Origin of the sequence: Methylomicrobium lacus LW14 (assembly GCF_000527095.1) — a bacterium.
GTDB lineage: Bacteria > Pseudomonadota > Gammaproteobacteria > Methylococcales > Methylomonadaceae > Methylomicrobium > Methylomicrobium lacus.
On the sequence record NZ_AZUN01000001.1, the window covers coordinates 3399825 to 3411381 of the forward strand.

Below are 11557 nucleotides of genomic sequence, written 5' to 3' on the forward strand. Positions count from 1 at the left end.
ATTGATTCTAACTAACTTAATTAGTCGCTTTAATGTATCACGGTTGCTCCAGCCGCAACAAAAACTTTTTCCGATCCTGAAAGATGCGGTTTGCCGGTTGTAGCGAGATCGTTGCGCGCTTTTAGCCATGGCGATAGCGTTTTTCTGATAGAGCCTTTGGCTTGGGCTTCTGAAAAACAGATATGGAAATCTAATAATATCGTTTTTTTAAATTCAATCACCTATTTAAAATTCTTTCCAACAAGACTTTTTGCATGGAGTACAGGCATGGCCAATCACGTTGAAAACAGTCACAACAAACCTCAACACCTTGAAATCGCGCATCAGATTAGCCAGATGCTGGAAGGCATCCGTTTTGGCTCTATCGAAATCGTCGTGCACGACAGCAAGGTCGTGCAGATCGAACGCAAAGAAAAGTTAAGGCTGGAGCATTCCTCCAAATAGGCCTATCGAAATCCAGCGGAACACCGAGGATTGGCAGCAAATTATTTTTTGGCAGCGCGTGACCGGATAACCGGAGAAGGCTGTACAGCGAGTGAATTATGAAAACGAGTCAACTTCTATTGTTAGCGACAGCCGTTAACGGCATGATCGGCATTTCCGCCTCGCCGCTTGCCTTGGCAGCGGGCGAGTCTGACGCCGAACTGAAAGCGAAAATCGAGGCCAGAAAAAAAGAAGTCAAAGCGGAAATTGCTGCGGAAGCCGCCCAAAAGGATGGCTATTACAAGGAGCCCGGTACCTACGGCACCAAGCGGCTTTCAACGCCGCCGCCCTATACCGTCAATTTGAGCAAAACCGGCATCGATGCGGTCCGGGACATTACCTGGCTGGATGTCGGTTTTGAGCAAAGGACGCGCTACGAACATCGCGACGATGATATTCGCCGCAGCAATCCGCTTCCCGATGCGGGGCCTGCGGCAACACGTTCTTACGCGGGCGGCGTCGATGAGCCGGTGTTGCTGAAAACGCGCGCCTATCTGGGGCTCAAGGAAATCCTGGACCCATTCCGTTTCGCGGTCGAAATACAGGATTCCCGGCGCTACAACAGCCGCTTTGCCCCGGATAACCGTGATGTGAACGAATTCGAGTTCATCACCGCTTACGGCGAATTGTTTTTCAAGGATGCGCTGGGTAAGGACGATCTGGGCAATAACCGGCCGTTAAGCATCAAAGCGGGCCGCTTCAATTTCGAATTTCTCGACCGCCGCTTGATCGCCAGCAACGAATGGCGCAACACGACCAACACCTTCCAGGGCTTTCAGGTAGCACTGGGCCAGGACAAAAACGACTGGAGTGTTGATGGGTTGGCGCTGCAACCCCTGGATCGTCTCAAGTACAACACCGACAAACCCATCGAACAACAATGGTTTTACGGTGCGATCGGACACTGGCGCAAGTGGAGCAAGTGGATCACCCTGGAGCCTTATTATTTGGGGTTAAGAAAAGAAGATTCTGGAGTTGCAGGTGAGAGGGATAATCGGGATATCATCGCACCCGCCCTGCGCGCCTACGGTTTTATTCCGGGTACCGGTTTCAACTGGGATATGGACGCGATGTATCAATTTGGCCGCAGCAATGACAGAAACTCAGGAAAAGCTCTGCAACAGGATGCTTTCGGCTTTACCTTTGAGGCCGGCTATACCTTCGATCATCCCTGGAAGCCCAGAATCAGCGCACAGTATGGATACGCCAGCGGCGACAAAGATCCGAACGACACCAAGAACAACCGCTTCGAGCGCTTCTTCGGTTTTGCAAGGCCCTGGAGCGCGGATGACTACATCGTCATGGAAAACGTCAGCGCCCCTAAAATCAGACTGGAGTTTCAGCCCACCAAAAAGCTCAGTATCGACACCGGTTTCGGCATGTATTGGCTCGCCAGCGACAAGGACCGCATGAACAACCTGTTCAGTATTTCGGATTCGAACAATTTCAATCGCGATAGAACCGGTAATAGCGGCGACTATATCGGCAACTCGTTCGATATCCGGGCGCGCTATGAACCGTTTGCCCATGTCAAAACCACCGTCGGCTATTCGCATTTCACGACCGGCGATTTTGTGCGCAACAGAATGGTGGCATCGAATGGCGGCGCTGCGGGCGCTTTTGCCGATGACACCGATTTTTTCTATCTGGAACTGACGCTGAATGCGTTCAAATGATCAATTCATTATCTAAAAAACAGATAACTAGCTCAGAATATATCGTTTTTGATTGAGAGCCGCAAAGCCTAAGATAGCGACAACGATTTTTTATTCCTTAACTGCGAGTGAACAGATGAAAACCAAAACCGTATTGAAAACAGGCCTGCTGGCGGCGGCGTTGCTGCTCAGCGGCACCGCTTTCGCGAACCGCACCTTGCTGAACGTCTCCTATGACCCGACCCGCGAGTTGTATCAGGACTTCAACCAGGAGTTTGTGAAGTATTGGCGGGAAAAGACCGGCGAAACGGTCGACATCAATCAATCGCACGGCGGCGCGGGCAAGCAGGCGCGTGCGGTCATCGACGGCCTGGAAGCCGACGTGCTGACCTTGGCGATTACCTACGACATCGACAACATCGCCAGAAGAACGAAACTGCTGCCGAAAGACTGGCAATCGCGCCTGCCGAACAAGAATATCCCTTATACCTCGACGATCGTTTTTCTGGTGCGCAAGGGCAATCCGAAAAACATCAAGAACTGGGACGACTTGGTCAAGGACGGCGTCTCGGTCGTGACGCCGAATCCGAAAACCTCGGGCGGCGCGCGCTACAACTATCTGGCGGCCTGGGCGTTCGCCGAAAAGAAATACGGCAGCAAGGATGCCGCCAAGGACTTCGTGAAGAAGCTGTATAAAAATGTGCCGGTGCTCGATTCGGGCGCGCGCGGCGCGACCACGACCTTCCTGCAACGCGAAATCGGCGATGTGCTCTTAACCTGGGAAAACGAGGCGTATCTGGCGATCAAGGAACTGGGCGAAGGCAAGGTCGACATCGTGGCGCCGCCGAGCAGCATTCTGGCTGAAACGCCGGTCACGATCGTTGACGAAATTGTCGATAAGCACAAGACCCGCGATCTGGCGGAAGCCTATCTGCAATTCCTCTATTCACCGACCGGGCAGAAATTGGCGGCCAAGCATTTTTACCGCCCCAGCGAGCCCAAATATGCCGATCCTGCCGATGTCGCGCGCTTCCCAAAACTGGATCTGTTTAAGGTGAACGACGTGTTCGGCAGTTGGGACGAGGTGCAGGAAGTGCATTTCGACGATAACGGCATCTTCGATCAAATATACGAACAGTAAAATTCATGAGACAAAGTCATATCCTGCCGGGTTTTCGTCCGGCCCTCGGCTTTACCCTGTTCTATTTGGGGCTTGTCGTGCTGATTCCGCTCAGCACATTGGTCTTCAAAAGCCTTTTCCTCAGTTGGGACGAATACCTGGACATCATCCTGAACAAGCGGGTGCTGGCTTCGTTCCGGGTCAGTTTCGCGACGTCTTTGATCGCCGCGGCAATCGCCAGCTTTTTCGGCTTCATCATCGCCTGGACCTTCGTTCGCTATCCGTTTCCCGGCAAGCGCGTGCTCGATGCGCTGATCGATCTGCCGTTCGCGCTGCCGACCGCGGTGGCCGGCATCGTGTTGGCGACGATCTATCAGCCCGGCGGATTTCTCGGCAAATTCATCGCGGAGTCGTTCGGGGTCAAGATCGCCTACAACCCGGCCGGTATCGTGATCGCGCTGATTTTCATCGCCCTGCCGTTCGTGGTCAGGACCGTGCAGCCGGTGTTGCAGGAGTTCGACACGACCATGGAAGAAGCTGCCTCGACGCTCGGCGCGACCCGCCTGCAGGTGTTTTTGAAGGTGATCTTTCCGAATGTGTTTCCGGCTTTGCTGACCGGTTTCGCGCTGGCGTTCGCGCGCGGCATCGGTGAATACGGCTCGGTGATCTTCATCGCCGGCAATCTGCCCTATGTCTCCGAAATCGTGCCGTTGATGATCATCACCAAGCTGGAACAATACGAATACGCCGGCGCGACCGCGATTGCGCTGACCTTGCTGGTCATTTCGTTCTTGCTGCTGCTGGTGATCAATTTACTGCAATACTGGGTGCGGAAGCGCTCGGGGCAACTCTAGGAGCCTAGCCCGATGAATGCGATAACTGTTTCCGAAGCGATCGATCAAGCCCCGCGCCGCCAGGCTGCCCTCAGCGATGCGCCCTGGGTCCAATGGGGCCTGGTCGCGGTGTCGGTCGGTTTCATCTTTCTGTTTTTATGCCTGCCGCTGGCGGTCGTGCTCTTCGAAGCCTTTGCGAATGGTTGGGGAGCCTACTGGTCCGAACTGACGCAGCCGGATGCGCAGGCGGCAATCGAGCTGACGCTGCTGACCGCCTTGGTGACGGTGCCGTTGAACACCGTCTTCGGCGTGGCCGCCGCCTGGGCGATCACCCGCTTCGAATTTCCAGGCAAGAGCCTTTTAACGACCTTGATCGATCTGCCGTTTTCGGTGTCTCCGGTCATTTCCGGATTGATCTTTGTGCTGTTGTTCGGCGCGCAGGGCTGGTTCGGCGAATGGCTTGGGGCGCATGATCTGAAGGTCATCTTCGCGGTGCCGGGTATCGTACTGGCGACGCTGTTCATTACCTTCCCCTTCGTCGCGCGCGAATTGATTCCGCTGATGCAGGAAATGGGCAGCGAAGAGGAAGAAGCCGCGCTGTCTCTGGGCGCCGGCGGCTGGAAGACCTTTTTCCTGATCACCCTGCCGAATATCAAATGGGGGCTTTTGTACGGCGTCTTGCTGTGCAATGCGCGGGCGATGGGCGAGTTCGGCGCGGTCTCGGTCGTCTCCGGCCATATCCGCGGCCTGACCAATACGTTGCCGCTGCATGTCGAAGTCAGTTATAACGAATACAACTTCGTCGGCGCCTTCGCGAGCGCCTCGATCCTGGCCGGACTGGCGATCGTGACACTGGTCTTGAAGAGCATCCTGGAATGGAAGAAACGTTGAGACCGGATCTCGATTTCCTGAAACCTGCACCTGAATCCGTATTATGAGCATCCTACTTTCGAACATCAGTAAAAACTTCGGCAACTTTTCCGCGCTGGACCATATCAATCTGGAGATACCGGAAGGCGAGCTGGTCGCCTTGTTGGGGCCGTCCGGCTGCGGCAAGACGACCTTGCTGCGCATCATCGCCGGACTGGAGCAACCGGATTCAGGACGCGTGCTGCTGAGCGGAGAGGACAAGACCGAACAGCATGCCAGCCATCGCGGCATCGGCTTCGTGTTTCAACACTATGCCTTGTTCCGGCACATGACCGTGTTCGACAACATCGCCTTCGGTCTTCGCGTCAAATCGCGCAAGGAACGTCCCGGCGAAGCGATGATCCGCAAGAAGGTGCACGAGTTACTGCAATTGGTGCAGCTGGACTGGCTGCACGACCGCTATCCGGACCAGTTGTCCGGCGGCCAGCGGCAGCGGATCGCGCTGGCGCGCGCGTTGGCGGTCGAGCCGTCGGTGCTGCTGCTCGACGAGCCGTTCGGCGCGCTCGATGCGAGCGTGCGCAAGGACTTGCGCCAATGGCTCAGAAACCTGCATCATGAACTGAACGTGACCAGCATCTTCGTGACGCACGATCAGGAAGAAGCGATGGAGGTCGCGAGCCAGGTGGTCGTGCTGAATCACGGCCGCATCGAGCAGCAGGGCGCGCCGAGCGAGATTTACGATCACCCAGCCAATGCCTTCGTGTCGAAGTTCATCGGGCAGACCAATGTGTTCGATCTCGAAAAAGAGGATAAAATCTGGCTGCAAGAGGCCGGCATCATCCTGGAGCAGCCCGAGGCGCTGACCGCGCATGTGCGCCCGCACGACATCGACATCGAAAAAAATGTCGACGCGTCCGCTTCGCCTTTCACCCTGAAAGACTGGCAACATTTGGGCTCGGCGATCCGGGTCGAATTGTCCAGGGAGGCGAGGGGGCAAGGCAAGGCGAGCGCAACCGTGTATGCGCAATTGCCGAACGAACGCTTTAAGGCGTTACGGCTCGCCAAGGGCGACCGGGTGGCGCTCCGGATCAGGCAGGCGCATTGGTTCAATTGAAAATATTTTCTCCTCCTCACCCCAGCCCTCTCCAGCAGGAGAGGGCGCAGCGGCCCAAGCATCTGAAACATTTATCGCTGAATTAACGTTAAGGAAGGCATGAATCTAAACCAACTCGAACTCCTCCGCGTCTTGCAGGAGACCAATTTCAACCTGTCGAAAGCGGCGGAGAAGATGTTCGTCGTGCAGTCGGCGGTCAGCCGCCAGCTGCAATTGCTGGAAGCCGAACTCGGCGCGCCGGTGTTCGAGCGCCAGGGCAAGAAACTGGTCGGCCTGACGCCGCTCGGCGATCGCATCATGGAAGAAGTCACGCTGATCAACCTGTCCAAACGCAACATCCAGGCGATCGCGGAAGATTTTTTGCACAACCGCAACGGCGAATTGCATGTCGCGACCACGCACACCCAGGCCAAGTATTTCTTGCCGGAACCGATCCGTAAATTCCGCGAGAAATACCCGAACATCAAAATCTACATCGTGCAGTCGTCGCCGACCAATCTGATCGACCTGTTGCATCATCATCAGGCCGACATCGCGATCTGTACCGAAAAGCTGAATGAGGAAGACGACAAACTGATCATCAAGCCGTGCTACGAATGGCACCATATCGCGGTCGTGCCGAAGGACCATCCCTTGGCCGAAGGCGAGATTACGCTGGAGCGGCTGGTCGATTATCCGATTTTGACCTACAGCAAGGGCTACACCGGGCGGTCGAATATCGAAAAGGTTTTGAGCTCCAGGCATATCAACCTGGACATCGCGCTCGAAGCCGCCGATTCGGACATCATCAAGACCTATGTGCGGATCGGTCTCGGCGTCGGCATCATCGCCGCGACCGCGTTCGAGCCGCAGGCCGATGACGACCTGATCGCGCGCGATCTCGGCCACCTGATCCCGCCTTCGGTGACTCGCTTTGCGTATTTGAAACAGCTATATCTGCCGGAGTTCTGCCGGTTTTTCATCGACGAGTTGCTGGCGACGGCGGAGCGGATACACCCGACGGCATAGCCTAACCGCGCGTTGACTTGAGCACAGGGCCGGCTTGACAGAACAAAGCCGAGTAGAGTACTTTAATCATCACATTCAGATTCACGCTGACCGGACAACCGGAAGCCAGTGACTCCCCAGAGGGAGCACTGGCTTTTTTTTGCCCAAAATTTTGTGATGGTTAGGCGCCGAGGCGACAAATCGGCGCGCTTTTATCTTAACTATTAGAAAAACATCGGAGAAATCAACGTGAACGGAAACCGTCTTGAAATCGAAGGGCTCGTCGACGAACTGCGCGCCTTGCGTTTGCGCTCGCTCGAGAGCCGCGCGCGGCTGAATAAGCCGCCGAAGCTGCCGTCGCGCAAGGTGCTGATTCCGATCATCGACGGGCTTAGCGCGGCGATGTTTCCGAACAGGCTGGGCCTGCCCGATCTGACCGATGAAGGCATCGACAGTTATGTCGGCCATACCCTGGACGTGACGCTCAGGGAGTTGCAGAAGCAGATCCGCCGCGAGCTGTGTTTCATGGCCGAGGACGATGCCGACGCGGAGGAGATTCTGCTGCACGCGGCGGCGATCGCCCGGGCGTTTGCGGTCACGATTCCGGCGCTGCGCCGGCTGATCGACAGTGATATTCAGGCCGCCTATGAAGGCGACCCGGCCGCCGGCAGCATCGATGAGGTGCTGGTCTGCTATCCGGGCGTGACCGCGATCATTCATCAGCGCATCGCGCATGTGCTTTACGGCCTCGGCGTCCGGCTGATCGCGCGGATGATCACCGAGATCGCGCATTCGGCGACCGGCATCGACATTCATCCGGGCGCCCAAATCGGAGAAAGTTTTTTCATCGATCACGGCACCGGCGTCGTGATCGGCGAAACCGCGGTGATCGGCCGCCATGTGCGCCTGTATCAGGCGGTGACTTTGGGCGCGAAGCGTTTTGCGAAAGACGCGGACGGCGTGCTGACCAAAGGCTACCCGCGCCACCCGATCGTCGAGGACGGTGTGGTGATTTATGCCGGCGCGACGATCCTGGGCCGGGTCACGATAGGCCAGGGGTCGACGATCGGCGGCAATGTCTGGCTGACCGAGAGCGTCGCGCCCGGCAGCATCGTGACGCAATCGCGCGCACACCACAGTGAAATTTTAATCAAAAAAGAGCCCCCGATTTATGGCGAATCGCCTGTAAATCACTGATTTATTTATAACCAAGAGGAAAACATCCGATGACCGATATCCATGACGCCCATACCGCTTTAGGCGACGTCGCTGCCCGTACGCTTTCGAACGCGACCAAAACCGTCCCGATGATGGGAACCATTACGCCGCGCTGGCTGGTCCACCTGCTGCAATGGGTGCCGGTCGAGGCGGGTATTTACCGGGTCAACAAGGTCAAGAACGAAGCCAACCTGGCGGTGGATTGTTCCAGCCTCGATGAAAGAGTGTTGCCGCAAACTTTCGTCGACTACGAAGAATGGGGCCGCGAATACCGCCTGAACGCGGTCAATACCGTGCTGGACGTGCACACGCGTATCGCCGACTTGTACAGCAGCCCGCATAACCAGATCCGCGAACAATTGCGCTTGACTATCGAAACGGTCAAGGAGCGTCAGGAAAGCGAGTTGCTCAACAACGCCGAATACGGCTTGCTGAACAATGTCGCCGACTCGATGAAGGTAAAAACCCGGCATGGCTCGCCGACCCCGGACGACCTGGACGAACTGATCGCGAAGGTCTGGAAAGAGCCCGGCTTCTTCCTCGCGCATCCGCGCGCGATCGCGGCTTTCGGCCGTGAAGCGACCCGCCGCGGCACCCCGCCGCCGACCATTTCGTTGTTCGGCTCGCAGTTTTTGACCTGGCGCGGTCTGCCGTTGATCCCGACCGACAAACTCCGGATCACCAAGGGCAAGACCAACATCCTGTTGCTGCGCACCGGCGAAAGCCGCCAGGGCGTGGTCGGTCTGTATCAGCCGAATCTGACCGATGAACTGAGCATGGGTCTGTCGGTGCGTTTCATGGGCATCAACCATAAGGCGATTGCTTCGTATCTGGTGTCATTGTACTGCTCTCTGGCGGTCTTGACCGACGACGCGCTCGGTGTGCTGGAGAACGTCGAAGTGGACAACTATTATGACTACGCGTATGACTACAAGAAGTGAGCTGGAAGGGTTGACCAACGCGCCGCCCTTGCCGGACATCGAGCAATTGACCCGCTGGGCGAATGAGTTTTTCTCGGCAGATCCGTCTGGGGGCTTCGACTCCGCTCAGCCTGCGATAGTCTCTCAGCCTGCGGCAGTCTCTCAGCCTGCGATAGTCTCTCAGCCTGCGGCAGTCTCTCAGGCTGCGGCAGGTCCTCAGGCCACCGAGTCGATCACCGATATTCACCCGTCTTCGGGGCATGCGAAGGTGCCGCCGTCGTTCAGCGTTCCGCACGAAAGCGGCGTGCATGAACTGGCGACGCCGAATCGATCCGCAGAGCCCGCGGCGGCAGGTTCGCCGTATTATTTCCTGCAACATGCGAATGCGGAAGGGTTGGATGCGGTGCCGCATGCGTCGGCGACACATGGTCTGTCCGGTCTGATCGGCGATGCGTCGTCATTTGGCGTCAAGCCGGAAAATTTCGGCTTGCCGGGCGTTGACGAGTTGAAAAGCCTGGCGTCGCCGAAGATCGGCGCTCCCGGTTTGTCCTCCGGCTCTGCGTTTTATTTTCTCGAAGAAGCGACCAGCACAGCCCGCCATGCGGCAGCGCCGAGCCTCGGCTCCGCGCATCCGCCGTTCGATGTGCAGGCGGTGCGCCGGGATTTTCCGATCCTGAACGAAAAGGTCAACGGCCGTCCCTTAGTGTGGCTCGACAATGCGGCGACCACGCAGAAGCCGCAAGCGGTGATCGATCGGCTGAGTTATTTTTATCAGCACGAAAACTCGAACATCCACCGAGCCGCGCATGAGCTGGCCGCGCGTTCGACCGACGCCTACGAAAATGCACGGGAAACCGTCGCGCGTTTCATCGGCGCGGGTTCGCCGAATGATGTGGTGTTCGTGCGCGGTTCGACCGAGGCGATCAATCTGGTCGCGCAAAGCTGGGGCCGAGCGAATATCGGGCCGGGCGACGAGATCATCGTCAGCTGGCTCGAACATCACGCGAACATCGTGCCGTGGCAGCAGTTGTGTGCGGAAAAGGGCGCCGTGCTCAGGGTGATTCCGGTCGATGACTCGGGTCAGATTCTGTTGTCCGAATACCAGAAGTTGCTGAGCGGCAAGACCAAACTGGTCGCCTTCACGCAGGTCTCGAATGCGCTCGGCACGATCACGCCGGCCCAGGACATCATCGAACTGGCGCATCGCGCCGGCGCGAAAGTCCTGCTCGACGCCGCCCAGTCGATCTCGCATATCAAGGTCGATGTGCAAAAGCTCGACTGCGACTGGCTGGTGTTCTCCGGCCACAAGATCTATGGACCGACCGGCATCGGCGCGGTATACGGCAAGCCGGAAGTGCTCGAAGCGATGCCGCCCTGGCAGGGCGGCGGCAACATGATCGAGGACGTGACCTTCGAAAAGACCGTCTACCAGTCGGCGCCCGCGCGCTTCGAAGCCGGCACCGGCAACATCGCCGATGCGGTAGGCCTCGGCGCCGCGTTGGAGTACGTGGAAAGGGTCGGCATTGAAAACATCGCCCGTTACGAGCATGAACTCTTGGCTTACGCGACCGATGCGCTGTCAAGGATTCCGGGCCTGCGCCTGATCGGCACTGCGCGCGAAAAAACCAGCGTGTTGTCGTTCGTATTGAAAGGACTCAATACCGCCGACATCGGCGCCGCGTTGAACAAGGAAGGCATCGCCGTGCGTTCCGGTCACCACTGCGCGCAGCCTATTCTGCGCCGGTTCGGACTGGAAAGCACGGTCAGGCCGTCCCTGGCGTTCTACAATACCTATGCCGAGATCGATTGGCTGGCGACGGTAGTGCGCAAGATCCAATGCGGCAATATTCCGCTGCGCTAAAACGGCAGGCCGCCTCTCCCCGGTAGTCGAGGGGAGAGGCGGCTTGATCATGAGGCTCGGTGATAAATCCCCCCATAGCCCTCCTTAAGGACGGTTCCGGCCAATGCTCCGACAACGCATCGGCGATCGTGTCGATGCAGGCTTACCACGGCATGTTCTGTTCTTTGATCCCTACCGGTTAGGCGGCTTTGCCTAACCTGATCATAATGAAACTCCTCCTGGGTGAGGAAAACTTCGGTTTCTTTCAATCACTGCGTTTTCCCAGAGCGGACTGATAGTTCGCTAACCAATTATCGATGCCTCTGCTGTGCAAATAAGTCCATCTCCCTTCCATTAGGATCGTACAAGACTACAGATCACACTCTCGCGGCGAGGTCGCCTTGCCGAAAAGCTACAGGACGGGGAAATGTTGTCAACAGTTATGCAGCCTAATGGCAGGGTGCTGCGTTATAATGGCGAATCGACAAGAGCGCGCAAATTTTAACCGGACTGCCTG

11 protein-coding genes are annotated in these 11557 nt (G+C 57.0%); 10 read left to right on the forward strand and 1 reads right to left on the reverse strand.

Features of this window, described 5'->3' with window-relative positions:
• Positions 1-29: 29 nt before the first annotated feature.
• Positions 30-221: a hypothetical protein gene (locus METLA_RS22695; RefSeq protein ID WP_152539458.1), complete on the reverse strand. Its 192-nt coding sequence runs from the start codon at positions 219-221 to the stop codon at positions 30-32.
• A 46-nt stretch (positions 222-267) separates the two neighbouring features.
• Here METLA_RS22695 and METLA_RS22150 point away from each other — a divergent pair, with 46 nt between their 5' ends.
• The 10 genes from METLA_RS22150 to METLA_RS0115880 all read left to right on the forward strand — a co-directional run bounded on the left by METLA_RS22150 (position 268) and on the right by METLA_RS0115880 (position 11061).
• Positions 268-444, forward strand: coding sequence for a YezD family protein (locus METLA_RS22150; protein WP_084480156.1), 177 nt, complete (start codon positions 268-270; stop codon positions 442-444).
• Between the two features lie 98 nt (positions 445-542).
• Positions 543-2159, forward strand: coding sequence for an alginate export family protein (locus tag METLA_RS0115840; protein ID WP_024299480.1), 1617 nt, complete (start codon positions 543-545; stop codon positions 2157-2159).
• A gap of 115 nt (positions 2160-2274) precedes the next feature.
• A complete protein-coding gene (locus METLA_RS0115845) occupies positions 2275-3279 on the forward strand; it encodes a sulfate ABC transporter substrate-binding protein (RefSeq protein WP_024299481.1) in 1005 nt (334 codons plus the stop codon).
• A gap of 5 nt (positions 3280-3284) precedes the next feature.
• On the forward strand, positions 3285-4112 hold the full coding sequence (cysT, locus tag METLA_RS0115850) for a sulfate ABC transporter permease subunit CysT (protein WP_024299482.1): 828 nt from the start codon (positions 3285-3287) through the stop codon (positions 4110-4112).
• Positions 4113-4124: 12 nt separating this feature from the next.
• On the forward strand, positions 4125-4982 hold the full coding sequence (gene cysW, locus METLA_RS0115855; RefSeq protein ID WP_024299483.1) for a sulfate ABC transporter permease subunit CysW: 858 nt from the start codon (positions 4125-4127) through the stop codon (positions 4980-4982).
• A 43-nt stretch (positions 4983-5025) separates the two neighbouring features.
• Entirely contained in the window at positions 5026-6075 is a 1050-nt protein-coding gene (locus tag METLA_RS0115860) for a sulfate/molybdate ABC transporter ATP-binding protein (RefSeq protein ID WP_024299484.1), read from the forward strand.
• Between the two features lie 99 nt (positions 6076-6174).
• Complete coding sequence (locus tag METLA_RS0115865) at positions 6175-7083, forward strand: LysR substrate-binding domain-containing protein (RefSeq protein WP_024299485.1); 909 nt, start codon at positions 6175-6177, stop codon at positions 7081-7083.
• A gap of 228 nt (positions 7084-7311) precedes the next feature.
• Positions 7312-8259, forward strand: a complete 948-nt coding sequence (epsC, locus tag METLA_RS0115870; RefSeq protein WP_245598815.1) for a serine O-acetyltransferase EpsC — start codon at positions 7312-7314, stop codon at positions 8257-8259.
• 29 nt (positions 8260-8288) lie between these two features.
• The gene (locus METLA_RS0115875) at positions 8289-9221 is read left to right on the forward strand and encodes a family 2A encapsulin nanocompartment shell protein (protein ID WP_024299487.1); all 933 of its coding nucleotides are present in this window, start codon (positions 8289-8291) and stop codon (positions 9219-9221) included.
• Positions 9205-11061, forward strand: coding sequence for a family 2A encapsulin nanocompartment cargo protein cysteine desulfurase (locus METLA_RS0115880; protein WP_245598816.1), 1857 nt, complete (start codon positions 9205-9207; stop codon positions 11059-11061). Before METLA_RS0115875 ends, METLA_RS0115880 begins: the two co-directional genes overlap by 17 nt.
• The last annotated feature ends 496 nt before the right edge of the window (positions 11062-11557 follow it).